We start from the raw sequence: 14,008 nt of genomic DNA on the forward strand, positions 1-14,008 counted from the left end.
GCATTAGACTGTGCCGCATGGCTCGAACTGGCAAAGGCGAAGACCCGATCGCCGAACGCAACGACGGTGGATCCGCCCCGAACCCGGTGTGGTTCCTGCCCATCATGATCGGCCTGATGCTGATCGGACTCGTCTGGGTGCTGGTGTTCTACCTCAGCAACTCGCAGTTCCCCATCCCGGGGATCGGCCCCTGGAACCTCGTCATCGGGTTCGGCATCGCCTTCGTGGGCTTCCTCATGACCACCCGCTGGCGCTGACTTACACCCGTGTAATTCATCCCCACCTGTGGATGGAGCTGTGGATAAGTCTCAGAGGTAGGCCACCGCGGGTATCGCCAGCAGCGCGACGAGCACCACGGTGACGGCCACGAGCAGACCGGTCTGCAGACCCCGCTGACGCTGCGCTCGGGTGCGCGAGTAGATGACGCCGACCACGGCGCCGGTGACGAGGCCACCGAGGTGCGCCTGCCACGAGATGCCGATGGCTGCGAGCGACGACGCGAAGTCTCCGGACCCGATCGCGTTGATCCCGGCGAGGACGAACGGCCAGGCGAAGTTGATGGTGATGAGGATCGCGATCACCCGGATGTCGGCGCCGAGGTGCCGACCGATCACGAGCAATGCGCCGAACAGCGCGAAGATGGCTCCCGAGGCGCCGACCGTCCACACGCCCGGTGCCAGGAGGGCGACAGCGACCGAGCCGCCGAGCGCCCCGAGCAGGTAGAGGATCAGGAACCGCGCCCTGCCGAGCAACGGCTCGAGGCTGCGCCCGATGAACCACAGCGCGAGCATGTTCAGCGCCATGTGGAGGAAGCTGCCGTGCACGAGTGCCACCGTGAGCAGACGCCACGGCTGCAGGATTCCCGCCTGCGGCAGCACGAAGAAGCTGTTGAACGCCAGGAGATCGGACAGCACGCTTCCGACACCCGGGATCAGCCCGATGATGTAGACCAATCCGGTCACGGCGATGATGCCGAGCGTCATGGTCGGGCGACCTGACGAGACCACCGACATGGGACGGGACGCCCAGCGGCGCTCAGCCTTCTTCTGCGCCGGTGTCTGCGTGGCGCGCTGCTGCGCCATGCACTCGGGACAGATCACTCCGACGGCGGCGGGGGTCCGGCACTCCGAGCACACGGTGCGCATGCACCGCTGGCACAGCACGAAGCTCTGCCGGTCGGGATGCCGGTAGCAGAAGTTGTCGCTGTTGCGACGGAACTCCTCGGTGGTGGACACCCGCCGCCGTCCGGGATCAGACCGCGGCGATGTCGACCGAGTGCAGCACGACGTCCGCCTTCGGCCGATCCTGAGCGCCGGTGGGAACGGCGGCGATGGCGTCGACCACGGCCTTCGAGGCGTCATCCGCCACCTCGCCGAAGATCGTGTGCTTGCCCTGGAGCCACGGAGTGGGGTCGGTGGTGATGAAGAACTGCGAGCCGTTCGTTCCCTCCGGCTGACCCGTGATCGCGTTGCGACGCAGGCCGGCGTTGGCCATGGCGAGCTTGTAGGGCGCGGTGAAGTCGAGCTCGGGGTGGATCTCGTCGTTGAAGTTGTATCCGGGGCCGCCGATGCCCTGACCGAGCGGGTCGCCGCCCTGGATCATGAAGTTGGGGATGATGCGGTGGAAGATGACGTCCTTGTACAGGGGACCCTCGCCCTTGGCGCCGGTGGCCGGGTTGGTCCATTCCTGCGTCCCATCGGAGAGACCGATGAAGTTGCGGACGGTGCGCGGAGCGTGGTCACCGAAGAGGTTGACGACGATGTCGCCGTAGTTGGTGTGCAGGGTCGCGACGGCGGTGTGGTTGGCCATGGGTACATTCTCTCAGAGTTATCTGCAAGGGTCGGCGGCGCGGACGGCCCGTTCTGGCAAGATGAGGGCAACGTACATCCCATCGACAGGGAGGATGAGCCGTGGGCCTCAGCCGCAAGAGCAAGAAGGAACTGCGCAAGCTCCAGAAGCACGCCGCCAAGGTGTGGGAGTCGCAGCAGGTGCTGCTGGGCGAGAGCGGGAAGGTCGCTCGCGAAGCCGGCCACCAGCTCGGTCGCTTCAGCCGCGAAGACCTCGTCCCCGCCGTGCAGGACGGCTACAACAAGTACGCCGCGCCGTACGTCGACAAGAGCGTGAAGTACAGCAACCGCTTCCTCAGCAACAAGGTCGTTCCGGCCGCTGGTGCTGTCGTCGGCGGTGCACTCTCGGTGTGGGACGCCGCAGGCGACACCCGCGACCGTCTCGCCAAGGGCAAGGGCTTCGAGCTCGACACCCACAAGTATGCGAAGCGGGCCGAGAAGTACGGCAAGCAGGCCTCGAAGCGCCTCTCCAAGAAGCTTCCGTCGCAGCACGACGGCATCGGCGCCGGTGGCGTCATCGCCATCATCCTCGGCGTCGTCGCCGCGGCGGGCGTCGCGTACGCCGCCTGGCAGACGCTGCGGGCAGACGACGAGCTCTGGGTGGCTGACGACCCGCTGCGGGCGCCGGACGCGTGAGCGATCCCACCATCAGAGTCAGAGAGGCCGCGCGCGAGCGCGGCCTCTCTGTCGATGTGCGTGAGCGACCCGCCGCATCGAGCCTCGACGAGGCGGCCGCTCTGCTCGGCATCCCCTCGGCATCCATCGTCAAGACGCTGGTGGTCAAGCGGTCTGACGACACCTACCTCTTCGCGCTCGTTCCCGGCGATCGGGCCATCTCCTGGCCGAAGCTGCGAGCCGTCGTCGGGGTGAACAAACTCCGCCTGCCCGAGCCCGAGCTGGCCCTCGCGGCGACGGGCTATGAGCGCGGCACGATCGTGCCGATCGGCAGTTCCACCGCATGGCCCGTCTTCGCCGATGAACGCATCGTGGGCACTCGTATCGCGATGGGGGCCGGAGCACACGGATACAGCCTGTTCGTCGAAGCCGACGACCTGATCGCCGCGTACAGCGCCGTTGTCGCCGACATCACCACCGCGCGATCCTGACCGCGATCAGGGCCGCGGCAGGTCGGCCATGCGCAATGCGATGTCGACGAGTTGCACCCGCCGCACCTTCCTGGCGGCCGCGAGCGTGAACCACGCGGCCCGGTCGGTCGAGCCGTCGGTCTCGAAGCGGAGCCGACCGCCCACGATGCGCGCGCGGTAGACGATCCGCAACGCGTGCAGAGGCTCCGAAGGCCCCTCCGCGAGCCTCGACTCGGCGGGGATGACACGGGAATGGATGCCGAGGAGGTCGCCGACGACGACCCGGAACCCGGTCTCCTCCTGGACCTCTCGGCGCACCGCGTGCACCGGATCCTCTCCGGGCTCGAGTCCGCCACCGGGGAGCGTCCAGGCGGCCCGTCGACCTTCGATCCAGTGGGCGAGCAGCACGCGGTCGTCGGCGTCGGTGATGACGGCGTACGCGGCGACCCGCATGTCCATGACCGAACTCTACCGACCGGCGACGGCGGCCCCTCATCGCCGAGCGGAGAGCCGGAGCCGCGCACCGAACGCATCCTCGGAGCAGAAACGCCGAAAGCCGGCCCGAAGGCCGGCTTTCATATCGCGGATGTGGAGCCTAGGAGATTCGAACTCCTGACATCCTGCTTGCAAAGCAGGCGCTCTACCAGCTGAGCTAAGGCCCCGCGAGGGAAGGGGTGGGGCTACCAGGACTTGAACCTGGGACCTCTTCATTATCAGTGAAGCGCTCTAACCGCCTGAGCTATAGCCCCGTCTCGCTGACGTGATGTCAACCTCGAAGACTTTACCGGACTTGCGAGGTTTTGACGAATCGGCGTCAGTTCGAGGTGAAACCGACGAGCAGGCCGCCGGTCACCTTGACGGCGAGGTTGTAGATCCCGGCCATCACGGCTCCGAGGACGGTGACCACGACGAGGTTCAGGATGGCGACGATCGCCGCGAACGCCATCACCTGCGGCAGACCGATGTACTGCGAGAGCGTCGCTCCCCCGTCGGTGAAGCTGGTGAAGAACTCATCGAGCTTCGTGAGCAGCGTCGCCGAGACCACCAGGTAGATCAGGAAGTATGACACGACGGTCACGATCGCGAGAGCGACCGCCACCAGGAACGACAGCTTCACCGCCGACCAGAAGTCGATGTACACCAGGCGCAGCCGCACCTGCTTGGCAGGGGTCTTGTGAGTCGACTTCTTGGCGAGCTTGTCGGCTACCGTGCTCATGCGTCAGTACTTTCCTCGGGGGTCTCGGGAGTGGAGGCGGTGACCTCGTCCGCAGAATCTGCGGCGGGCTCCGTGGCCGTCTCCGTCGTCTCGGTCAGGTTGCGCTCGGCGTTGCGGGCGATCGCGATGATCTTGTCGTCGCCTCCTGCGCGGGCGAAAACGACACCCATCGTGTCGCGTCCCTTGGCGGGCACCTCGGCCACGGAGGAGCGTACCACCTTGCCGCTGGCAAGAACCACAAGGACCTCGTCGGTCTCGGACACCATCATCCCGCCCGCGAGCACCCCGCGATCATCGGTCAGACGGGCCACCTTGATGCCCAGACCGCCGCGGTTCTGCATGCGGTATTCGGTCACCGCGGTGCGCTTGGCATAGCCGCCCTCGGTCACCACGAACACGAACTCGTCGTCCTTGGCGACGGATGCCGAGAGCAGGCTGTCGCCCTCGCGGAAGTCCATGCCCTTCACACCCGACGTCGACCGGCCCATCGGGCGCAGCGCACTGTCGGTGGCGGAGAAGCGCAGCGACATTCCCAGGCGGCTGATGAGGAGGATGTCCTCTCCCTCGTCGACCAGGAGCGCACTGACGAGCTCGTCGGCGCCGGCCTGCTCGTCGTCGCCCTCGTCGGACGTCTGACCACGCAGCTTGATGGCGATCACGCCACCCTGACGGTTGGTGTCGTACTCGTCGAGACGCGTCTTCTTCACCAGGCCGCCCCGGGTCGCGAGCACCAGATAGGTCGCCACCTGGTAGTCGCGGATGTCGAGGATCTGCGCGATCTCCTCGTCGGGCTGCAGGGCGAGCAGGTTCGCGACGTGCTGGCCCTTGGCATCCCGCCCGGCCTCGGGGACCTCGTACGCCTTCGAACGGTAGACCCGGCCCTTGTTCGTGAAGAACAGCAGCCAGTGGTGCGTCGTCGTGACGAAGAAGTGCTCCACCACGTCGTCTGCACGCAGCTGCGCGCCCTTCACGCCCTTGCCGCCGCGGTGCTGGGAGCGGTAGTTGTCGCTCCGTGTGCGCTTGATGTAGCCGTCGCGGGTGACCGTGACGACCATCTCCTCCTCCGCGATGAGGTCTTCGATCGAGACGTCGCCGTCGAAGCCGTGGAGGATCTCGGTGCGACGGTCGTCGCCGAAACGATCGGTGATCGCGGTGAGCTCGTCGCGGATGATGGTGCGCTGACGACCGGGGGTGGCGAGGATGTCGTTGTAGTCGGCGATGCGCGCTTCGAGCTCGGTAGCCTCGTCGACGATCTTCTGACGCTCGAGGGCGGCGAGACGACGCAGCTGCATGTCGAGGATCGCCTGCGCCTGCACCTCGTCGATGTCGAGGAGCTTCTGCAGCCCGTCGTTGGCATCCTGAGCCGTGGGCGAGCGGCGGATCAGCGCGATGACCTCGTCGAGCGCGTCGAGCGCCTTGAGGTAACCGCGCAGGATGTGCATGCGCTCCTCCGCCTTGCGCAGGCGGTAGCGCGTGCGACGGACGATGACCTCGATCTGGTGGTCGATCCACAGGCTGATGAAACCGTCGAGCGACAGCGTGCGCGGCACGCCGTCGACGATGGCCAGCATGTTGGCGCCGAAGTTCTCCTGGAGCTGGGTGTGCTTGTACAGGTTGTTGAGCACGACCTTCGCGACCGCATCGCGCTTGAGCACCACGACCAGGCGCTGCCCGGTGCGTCCCGAGCTCTCGTCGCGGATGTCGGCGACGCCGGTGATCTTGCCCTCACGGGCCAGGTCGCCGATCTTCACGGCGACGTTGTCGGGGTTCACCTGATAGGGCAGCTCGGTGATCACGAGGCACGTCCGGCCCTGGATCTCCTCGATGTTCACGACGGCGCGCATCGTGATCGAGCCGCGCCCCGTGCGGTACGCGTCCTTGATGCCACGGGTGCCGAGGATCTGCGCACGGGTGGGGAAATCGGGCCCGGGGATGCGCTGCATGAGCGCTTCGAGCAGCTCCTCGCGGGTGGCATCCGGGTTCTCGAGAGCCCACAGGGCTCCGGCGGAGACCTCGCGCAGGTTGTGCGGCGGGATGTTCGTGGCCATACCGACCGCGATGCCGACGGAGCCGTTGACCAGCAGGTTCGGGAAGCGCGCCGGCAGGACCGTGGGCTCCTGGGTCTGACCGTCGTAGTTGTCCTGGAAGTCGACGGTCTCTTCCTCGATGTCGCGCACCATCTCGAGCGCGAGGGGAGCCATCTTCGTCTCGGTGTACCGCGGCGCGGCCGCGCCCTGGTTGCCGGGCGAACCGAAGTTGCCCTGTCCGAGGGCCAGCGGGTAGCGCAGCGACCACGGCTGGACGAGGCGCACGAGGGCGTCGTAGATGGGCGCGTCACCGTGCGGGTGATAGTGGCCCATGACCTCGCCGACGACACGGGCGCACTTCGAGAACGACTTGTCGGGCCGGAAGCCGCCGTCGTACATGCCGTAGATCACGCGGCGGTGCACGGGCTTGAGCCCGTCGCGCACATCGGGCAGCGCGCGACCGACGATGACGCTCATCGCGTAGTCGAGGTAGCTCCGCTGCATCTCGAGCTGCAGGTCGACCTGGTCGATCTTGCCGTGGTCGTGCACCGGCTCACCCCGGACATCGTCGGGCTCGGGGGTGGTGTCGTCAGCCATGTCTTCTCAGTTCCGTAAGTGCGTTCGTCGTCAGGATGCCGTGTCTCGCGTCGGCGAGATCAGATGTCGAGGAAGCGGACGTCTTTGGCGTTGCGCTGGATGAAGCTGCGGCGCGACTCGACGTCTTCGCCCATGAGGACCGAGAAGATCTCGTCGGCTGCCGCGGCGTCGTCGATCGTGACCTGTTTGAGCGTGCGGGTCTGGGGGTCCATGGTGGTCTCCCAGAGCTCGTGGTCGTTCATCTCGCCGAGACCCTTGTAGCGCTGGATGCCGTTGTCCTTCGGGATGCGGCGGCCCGAGGCCTGCCCGTCGACCAGCATCACGTCGCGCTCGCGGTCGCTGTAGGCGTATTCGTGCGGGTGGTTCGACCACTTCAGGCGGTACAGCGGGGGCTGCGCCAGGTAGACGAACCCGGCCTCGATCAGACCGCGCATGTAGCGGAACAGCAGCGTCAGCAGAAGCGTCGTGATGTGCTGGCCGTCGACGTCGGCATCGGCCATGAGCACGATCTTGTGATAGCGAGCCTTCGCCATGTCGAAGTCCTCGCCGATGCCCGTGCCGAAGGCCTGGATCATCGCCTGGACTTCCTTGTTACCCAAAGCGCGGTCGAGGCGCGCGCGCTCGACGTTCAGGATCTTGCCGCGCAGGGCGAGGATCGCCTGCGTGTGGGGGTCGCGCCCCTGCACGGCCGAGCCGCCGGCGGAGTCACCCTCGACGAGGAAGATCTCGCTGATCGAGGGGTCCTTCGACGTGCAGTCCTTGAGCTTGTCGGGCATCGCGGCCGACTCGAACACGCTCTTACGGCGAGCGGTCTCGCGCGCTTTGCGTGCGGCCAGACGCGCCGTGGCCGCGTCGATGGCCTTGCGGATGATGTTCTTGGCCTGGCCCGGGTTGCGGTCGAACCAGTCGCCCAGCTTGTCTCCGACGACCTTCTGCACGAACGCGCGCGCCTCGGTGTTACCCAGCTTCGTCTTGGTCTGACCCTCGAACTGCGGCTCCGACAGCTTGACCGAGATGACGGCGGTCAAACCCTCGCGGATGTCGTCGCCCGTGAGGTTGTCGTCCTTCTCCTTGAGAAGGTTGTTCGCGCGCGCGTACCGGTTGACCAGTGTGGTCAGAGCGGCACGGAAGCCCTCTTCGTGGGTGCCGCCCTCGTGCGTGTTGATGGTGTTGGCGTACGTGAAGACGTTCTCGGTGTACGCCGTCGTCCACTGCATCGCCAGTTCGAGGGCGATCTTGCGCTCGGTGTCCTCGGACTCGACCTCGATGATCTCGTCATTCACCACGTCGGCCTTGCGCACGCGGTTGAGGTGCTCGACGTAGTCGACCAGACCGCGCTCGTAGAGGAAGGAGTCGTGACGGGCCTCGGTCACCTCTTCGCCCGGCTCACCCTCGGTGACGACCGACTGCGGACGCTCGTCGCGCAGGCTGATGCGCAGGCCCTTGTTCAGGAACGCCATCTGCTGGAACCGAGTGCGCAGCGTGTCGTAGTCGAAGTCGATCGTGTCGAAGATCGTGGCATCCGGCCAGAAGGTGATCGAGGTACCGGTCGCCTCGCTCTCCTCCCCCTGCTCGAGGGGGGCGAGTGGCACACCGCCGTTGCGGAACGACTGACGCCACACGTGTCCCTGACGCTGCACCTCGACCTCGAGGCGGGTGGACAGAGCGTTCACCACCGAGGAGCCCACGCCGTGCAGACCTCCCGAGACGGCGTAGCCGCCGCCGCCGAACTTGCCACCGGCGTGGAGCACGGTGAGCACGACCTCCACGGTCGACTTGCCCTCGGTGCGGTGCATGTCGACCGGGATACCACGGCCGTTGTCGATCACGCGCACGGCGCCGTCGTTCAGGATCGTCACGTCGATCGTGTCGCAGTAGCCGGCGAGGGCTTCGTCGACGGAGTTGTCGACGATCTCCTGAACGAGGTGGTGCAGTCCCCGCTCTCCGGTGGAACCGATGTACATGCCGGGGCGCTTGCGGACGGCCTCGAGACCTTCGAGCACCTGGATGGCGTCTGCCCCGTACTCGTTGGGAACCTTTGCGGCAGTGGTCGCTTCGGGTTCCTCGGAAACGTTGTCGGGGTTCTCGGACGTCATGAGTACACGCGCTCCAGATCGAATCGTCGGAACCTCCATCTTACCGCGCGGGACTCGCCGAAATGGCGTGTACGCCCCTACGCGGGCAGAAATCGCGTCGAGCCGGGACCGACCATGGCCTAACCGTAGGTATCGCGCGGACCGCGGCCTGGAACGGCTCTGGGGCCCCATTTCCAAGAGGGGACGTCGGGGCCGACGAAGCGGATCGCCTCCACCCCCGCCTCGGGGAAGCGTCGGATGATCTCCGACAGGATGTGCGCGCGCATGAGCTGCAGCTGCTTCGCCCACGCGGTGGAGTCGGCCTGGACCGTCAACGTGCCCGCGTCCAACGCGACCGGACGGGTGTGCGCGGCCGTGTCGGCACCCGCCACTTCATCCCACGTGCGCACGAGATCCTCACGCGAGAGCTGGGGCTCCCACCCGGCGGAACGCGTGAGCGACGACAGGACGTCGCCAAGGCCCCGGGGATCGCGACCGGGCGAGAACGGGGCGTTCTCGCCGTCATCGGCGCGACGCCGCCGCTTCTTCCGGCGGTAGGGCGACGGCTCGAGCCCGCGCAGGCGCAGATAGGTCGCCATGGTCTCCGGGAGCTCCGGCTCGTCAGCCATCGAGGGACTCCTGGATGCGACCGGCCTCGACCCGTACGACGTGGGCGCGCAGCCCCTCGGGCACGTCCTCCTCCACCGCGGAGGTGACGATGACCTGCTCGTACGCGCCCGCCATCTCGGCCAGACGGGTGCGCCGCCCGGAATCGAGCTCGGCGAACACGTCGTCGAGGATGAGGACCGGATCGCCGAGGCGGGATTCGGCCCGCAGCAGTTCCGCCGACGCGAGCCGCAGGGCGAGGGCGACCGACCAGGACTCGCCGTGGGACGCGTACCCCTTGACGGGCAGGCCGTTCACCTCGAGGACGAGGTCGTCGCGATGAGGTCCGACGAGAGTGAGACCGCGCTCGAGCTCGGCGCTGCGACGAGCGGCGAGCGCAGCGCGGAACTGATCGGCGAGCGGGCCCGACGGACCGGATGCATCCCCGGACTCCCCCTCTTCGGGATCGCCCCCGCCGACGGACAGGGCCCACGACAACCGCGGGTCGTGGTCGGCTCCCGCGATCGCGGCGTACGACCGCGCCATCGGTGCGGAGAGATCGGATGCCAGGGCGAGCCGGGATTCGATGACCTCGGTGCCGAGCGAGACGAGCTTCTCGTCCCACACATCGAGCGTGCTGAGGGCGTCGCCCCGCACACCGCGTGCCCGCGCCGACTTCAAGAGGGCACTGCGCTGGCGCAGCACCCGGTCATAATCCGCCAGGACGGCGGCCATCCGCGGTGTGCGCTGCACGATGAGCTGATCGGCGAATCGACGCCGGGACGAGGGGTCGCCGCGGACGATCTGGAGATCCTCCGGGGCGAACAGTACGACCTGCGCGTAACGCGGGAGCTCCGACGTGCGGACGTTGACGCCGTTCACGCGCGCCTTGTTCGCTCCCTGCCGGTTGAGCTGCAGCTCGAGCAGGACGCTGCGTTCGCCGTGGGCCAGCCTGGCGCGGATGATCGCGGCATCCGTGCCGTCCCGCACCATCGGTGCGTCGTTCGAGACGCGGTGGGAACCGAGCGTGGCGAGGTACGCGACGGCCTCGACGAGATTCGTCTTGCCCTGCCCGTTGCGCCCGACGAACACATTGGCTCCCGCGGAGAGCGAGACGTCGGCGCCCGCGTAATTGCGGAAGTCCTTCAGTCCGAGCTGCTCCACGATCACCGAGTCAGACTACCCGTCGCCTCCGACACGACCACGGCGCCGCAGGCGTCCGGCCGACGTCAGCGCAGCAGCAGGTTCGGCTGCAGGAGGTACTTGAACGACCCCTCGCCGCCCTTGTCGACCGAGGTCTGGGGGGTGACGAGCACAGGACTGAGCTTGTTGGCGTTGTCGCTCGAGGTGAACGTGATGCGAGTGAATTCGCTGCGCACCGCGCCGAGGGACTCGAGCAGGTACTGCGGGTTCAGGCCGAGGGTCACCTCGTCGCCCACCAGCGTGGCGTCGACGGACTCCGTCGCGCGCGCCTGTTCGGTCCCCGACGCGTCCATCGACACGCCCTCGGAACCGAAGGTGAAGCGCAGCGGCGCCGACCGGTCGAGCACGAGCGCGACACGACGGACCGCCTCGGCCAGCTCGGCGGTGTTCACGACGCTGTGGTGCTCGGTCTGCGCCGGGAAGAGCCGGCGCACGGGCGGGAAGTTGCCCTTGATGAGCAACGACGTCACGGTCTTGTTGCCCGACGAGAACGCGATGATCTCGCGGTCTCCCGAGCCCGAGAATGCGATCGAGATGTCGCCGCCGTGCGCGAAGGTCTTGCCGACCTCCTGCAGGGTGCGGGCAGGAACGAGAGCCGACGTCGGCTCGTCGGAGGCCGCAGCCCCGCCATCCCACGGGATCTCGCGGAGGGCGACCCGGTAGCGATCGGTCGCGACCAGACTGAGCTGCGTTCCGGTGACCTCCAGCTGGACGCCGGTGAGCACGGGGGTGACGTCGTCACGGGAGGCGGCGAAGGCGACCTGTGCGATCGCGGTGGCGAACTCGTCTGCGGGCACGAGGCCCGACTCGCCCGTCACCTCGGGAATGGCGGGGTATTCCTGCACCGGCATGGATGCCAGGGTGAACCGGGCCGATCCGCAGGTGAGCAGGATGCCGCCGTCGTCGTCGACGGTGATCTGGATCGGGGCGTTCGGGAGACGGCTGGCGATGTCGCTGAGGAGGCGGCCGTGGACGAGGATCGTGCCCGGCTCGTCGACGGTAGCTTCGATGGTGGTGCGCGCCGAAGCCTCGTAGTCGAAGGCGGCAAGGGTGAGCCCCTGCTCGCCCGCCTCGATCAGCACGCCGGCCAGGATCGGCTGCGGATTGCGCTGCGGCAGGAGCTTGACCACGAACGAGACGGCTTCGCTGAACACATCGCGATTGACGTGGAACTTCACGGGCGCTCCCTTGACGGCGGGTATGGCTTACCCATGCTAGTGCCCTGCTCCGGCTGCGCCCGTCGTGCGCCGCTTGCACGGCAAGGTCATCGAATCTCTCTTAACTCGGATAAAGGATCTTCATCTTGTTAACCGCTGTGGAGACTGTGGATAACTTCCGACACGCGTGTTAACACAAGGGATCGCGCGGTCTGTTAACTGTGGACGCGTTGCGGAGACCCTGGGCACTTAACAGAGGCCGAGGATGTCGGCATCCCCTCGTCATCCACAGTGTTAACGCGTTCGTGCACATCTCATCCGCAGCAAATCGGAGTTATCCACAGGTTTTCCACACTGTGTAGAACCGGCTGAAAGATATCGGTCGACGGCGTTTCGCGGCTCGCTGACGCCCGAAAACGAGCGAGGGGCCCGTCCGAAAACCTCGGACGGACCCCTCTCGCAAACGGGCGCTCAGCGCATGCGGCCGAGTTGGCTGGTGATCTCGGAGACCTGGTTGAAGATCGAACGACGTTCCTTCATCAGGTCGCTGATCTTCTTGTAGGCGTACATCACCGTGGTGTGGTCCCGGTTGCCGAAGAGCTGCCCGATCTTCGGCAACGACAGACTGGTCCGCTCCCGGCAGAGATACATCGCGATCTGTCGCGCGGTCGCGACGGCCTGCGACCTGCTCGAGCCGTACAGATCGTCGACCGACAGCTTGAAGTACTGCGCGGTCGCCGTGATGATGTCGGTCGGCGAGATCACGTTGGCGTCGTCCTGGTCGATGATGTCGCGCAGCACCGTCTGCGCCAGCGACATGTCGAGGGTCGATCGATTCAGACTCGCGAACGCCGAGACGCGGATGAGGGCGCCCTCGAGTTCGCGGATGTTCGACGAGACGACCGTGGCGATGTACTCGAGGACGTCGTCGGGGATCAGCAGTCGTTCGCTCTGGGCCTTCTTACGGAGGATCGCGATGCGCGTCTCGAGGTCGGGTGCCTGGACGTCGGTGATGAGGCCCCACTCGAAGCGGCTTCGCATGCGGTCCTCGAAGCCGGTCAGTTGCTTCGGGGGGAGGTCGCTGGTGATGACGACCTGCTTGTCGTGATCGTGCAGCGTGTTGAACGTGTGGAAGAACGCTTCCTGCGTCTCGGCGCGACCTTGCAGGAACTGGATGTCGTCGATCAGCAGGATGTCGACATCGCGATATCGCGCCTGGAAGGCCGATCCCCGGTTGTTGGCGATCGAGTTGATGAAGTCGTTCGTGAACTCCTCGCTCGAGACGTAACGCACGCGGATGCCCGCGTACATGCTCGCGGCGTAGTCGCCGATGGCGTGGAGGAGGTGCGTCTTCCCGAGGCCGGAATCTCCGTAGATGAAGAGGGGGTTGTAGGCCTTGGCCGGAGCCTCGGCGACCGCGACGGCGGCGGCGTGCGCGAATCGGTTGGACTGACCGATCACGAAGTTGTCGAAGGTGTACTTCGGATTCAGCCGGGTGTCGTTGCGCGAGGCCGGGACGATGGGTTCCGGAGTCTGCTCGACCGACGATGAGTGGGTCGCCGTCGCGGCCGAGGAGCGATCCGACGCGGCGGGCGCCGGCGCGGTGGACGGCCGCGGATTCTCGACGAGATCGGGGTTCACGACCACCCGGAAGGTGCCGACCGCGGGGTCTTCTCCCTGGACCTGCGCGAGGGCCTCCATGATCGGTGCTCGCATGCGCTTGTTGAACTGAGCCGCGGTCAGGTCGTTGGGGACATCGAGGTACAGCGTCCCGCCCATCACTCCCTGGGGCACCGCGAGGTTGAGGAAGCCGTGGAGCTGCGGGGTGACGCGGTCGTCGGTGAGAAGATGGTCCAGCACGGCCGACCAGACGGGAACATCCGGTACTTCGTGCAGAGACATATCCCCTCCGGGATCTAGACGCGACGGGCGATCGACGTGTCGCGCCGAACCTGTGGATAACTTCCGGGGCCACGCTAGTTCGCGGCTCTCGCGGAGCAAAATCCACTGTAGGACCCGGCCGCGTGTCTTTGCCATGCTTGTGGACAACGCCTGGGGATAATAGGCGGTCGGCCGCCCGGTTTGAGTTAACGGCGCGCGCGACGTAGCCTTAGTCGGTTGACTTATGCCTATACGGCAGTCCCGACCCCGTCCCCGGCAGAAGAGCATCGGGCGACACCACCTCCGGAGTGACC

Annotated in this window: 13 protein-coding genes and 2 tRNA genes; 3 read left to right on the plus strand and 12 right to left on the minus strand. The window is 66.7% G+C overall.

Features of this window, described 5'->3' with window-relative positions; genetic code table 11:
* Nucleotides 1-17 precede the first annotated feature (17 nt).
* The gene (locus RWH45_RS06745; protein WP_076673116.1) at nucleotides 18-257 is read left to right on the plus strand and encodes a cell division protein CrgA; all 240 of its coding nucleotides are present in this window, start codon (nucleotides 18-20) and stop codon (nucleotides 255-257) included.
* 51 nt (nucleotides 258-308) lie between these two features.
* On the opposite strand, the gene RWH45_RS06750 is transcribed toward RWH45_RS06745, so the two are convergent.
* Nucleotides 309-1,235 (minus strand): rhomboid family intramembrane serine protease, encoded by a 927-nt coding sequence (locus tag RWH45_RS06750; protein ID WP_315994113.1) that lies wholly within the window; start codon nucleotides 1,233-1,235, stop codon nucleotides 309-311.
* 16 nt (nucleotides 1,236-1,251) lie between these two features.
* Nucleotides 1,252-1,809, minus strand: a complete 558-nt coding sequence (locus tag RWH45_RS06755; protein ID WP_315994114.1) for a peptidylprolyl isomerase — start codon at nucleotides 1,807-1,809, stop codon at nucleotides 1,252-1,254.
* A gap of 101 nt (nucleotides 1,810-1,910) precedes the next feature.
* On the opposite strand from RWH45_RS06755, the gene RWH45_RS06760 reads away from it, so the two are divergent.
* Both RWH45_RS06760 and RWH45_RS06765 read left to right on the plus strand, forming a co-directional pair.
* Nucleotides 1,911-2,483: a DNA helicase gene (locus RWH45_RS06760; protein WP_315994115.1), complete on the plus strand. Its 573-nt coding sequence runs from the start codon at nucleotides 1,911-1,913 to the stop codon at nucleotides 2,481-2,483.
* Nucleotides 2,480-2,953: an aminoacyl-tRNA deacylase gene (locus RWH45_RS06765; protein WP_315994116.1), complete on the plus strand. Its 474-nt coding sequence runs from the start codon at nucleotides 2,480-2,482 to the stop codon at nucleotides 2,951-2,953. The genes RWH45_RS06760 and RWH45_RS06765 overlap by 4 nt, the downstream gene beginning before the upstream one ends.
* 6 nt (nucleotides 2,954-2,959) lie before the next feature.
* Here RWH45_RS06765 and RWH45_RS06770 read toward each other — a convergent pair whose 3' ends face one another.
* The 10 genes from RWH45_RS06770 to dnaA all read right to left on the minus strand — a co-directional run bounded on the left by RWH45_RS06770 (nucleotide 2,960) and on the right by dnaA (nucleotide 13,982).
* Nucleotides 2,960-3,391 (minus strand): NUDIX hydrolase, encoded by a 432-nt coding sequence (locus tag RWH45_RS06770; protein WP_315994117.1) that lies wholly within the window; start codon nucleotides 3,389-3,391, stop codon nucleotides 2,960-2,962.
* 130 nt (nucleotides 3,392-3,521) lie between these two features.
* A tRNA-Ala gene (locus tag RWH45_RS06775) sits at nucleotides 3,522-3,594 on the minus strand.
* 13 nt (nucleotides 3,595-3,607) lie between these two features.
* Nucleotides 3,608-3,681 (minus strand) — tRNA-Ile (locus RWH45_RS06780).
* 65 nt (nucleotides 3,682-3,746) lie between these two features.
* Nucleotides 3,747-4,148, minus strand: a complete 402-nt coding sequence (locus tag RWH45_RS06785) for a DUF3566 domain-containing protein (protein WP_136586371.1) — start codon at nucleotides 4,146-4,148, stop codon at nucleotides 3,747-3,749.
* Nucleotides 4,145-6,772, minus strand: a complete 2,628-nt coding sequence (gene gyrA, locus RWH45_RS06790; RefSeq protein WP_315994118.1) for a DNA gyrase subunit A — start codon at nucleotides 6,770-6,772, stop codon at nucleotides 4,145-4,147. The genes RWH45_RS06785 and gyrA overlap by 4 nt, the downstream gene beginning before the upstream one ends.
* A gap of 59 nt (nucleotides 6,773-6,831) precedes the next feature.
* Entirely contained in the window at nucleotides 6,832-8,868 is a 2,037-nt protein-coding gene (gene gyrB / locus RWH45_RS06795; RefSeq protein WP_315994119.1) for a DNA topoisomerase (ATP-hydrolyzing) subunit B, read from the minus strand.
* A 119-nt stretch (nucleotides 8,869-8,987) separates the two neighbouring features.
* Nucleotides 8,988-9,476, minus strand: coding sequence for a DciA family protein (locus RWH45_RS06800; RefSeq protein ID WP_315994120.1), 489 nt, complete (start codon nucleotides 9,474-9,476; stop codon nucleotides 8,988-8,990).
* Nucleotides 9,469-10,623, minus strand: a complete 1,155-nt coding sequence (gene recF / locus RWH45_RS06805) for a DNA replication/repair protein RecF (RefSeq protein ID WP_315994121.1) — start codon at nucleotides 10,621-10,623, stop codon at nucleotides 9,469-9,471. The genes RWH45_RS06800 and recF overlap by 8 nt, the downstream gene beginning before the upstream one ends.
* A gap of 59 nt (nucleotides 10,624-10,682) precedes the next feature.
* Nucleotides 10,683-11,834 (minus strand): DNA polymerase III subunit beta, encoded by a 1,152-nt coding sequence (gene dnaN / locus RWH45_RS06810; RefSeq protein WP_315994122.1) that lies wholly within the window; start codon nucleotides 11,832-11,834, stop codon nucleotides 10,683-10,685.
* A gap of 450 nt (nucleotides 11,835-12,284) precedes the next feature.
* Complete coding sequence (gene dnaA, locus RWH45_RS06815; RefSeq protein ID WP_437127331.1) at nucleotides 12,285-13,982, minus strand: chromosomal replication initiator protein DnaA; 1,698 nt, start codon at nucleotides 13,980-13,982, stop codon at nucleotides 12,285-12,287.
* Nucleotides 13,983-14,008: the final 26 nt, after the last annotated feature.

This window comes from Microbacterium galbum (assembly GCF_032464915.1).
GTDB lineage: Bacteria > Actinomycetota > Actinomycetes > Actinomycetales > Microbacteriaceae > Microbacterium > Microbacterium galbum.

Coding starts and splice junctions, on each gene's coding strand:
- RWH45_RS06785 (WP_136586371.1), bottom strand. CDS start 4,148: ATGAGCACGGTAGCCGACAAGCTCGCCAAGAAGTCGACTCACAAGACC.
- gyrB (WP_315994119.1), bottom strand. CDS start 8,868: ATGACGTCCGAGAACCCCGACAACGTTTCCGAGGAACCCGAAGCGACC.
- RWH45_RS06755 (WP_315994114.1), bottom strand. CDS start 1,809: ATGGCCAACCACACCGCCGTCGCGACCCTGCACACCAACTACGGCGAC.
- dnaA (WP_437127331.1), bottom strand. CDS start 13,982: ATGCTCTTCTGCCGGGGACGGGGTCGGGACTGCCGTATAGGCATAAGT.
- RWH45_RS06770 (WP_315994117.1), bottom strand. CDS start 3,391: ATGGACATGCGGGTCGCCGCGTACGCCGTCATCACCGACGCCGACGAC.
- gyrA (WP_315994118.1), bottom strand. CDS start 6,772: ATGGCTGACGACACCACCCCCGAGCCCGACGATGTCCGGGGTGAGCCG.
- RWH45_RS06745 (WP_076673116.1), top strand. CDS start 18: ATGGCTCGAACTGGCAAAGGCGAAGACCCGATCGCCGAACGCAACGAC.
- RWH45_RS06800 (WP_315994120.1), bottom strand. CDS start 9,476: ATGGCTGACGAGCCGGAGCTCCCGGAGACCATGGCGACCTATCTGCGC.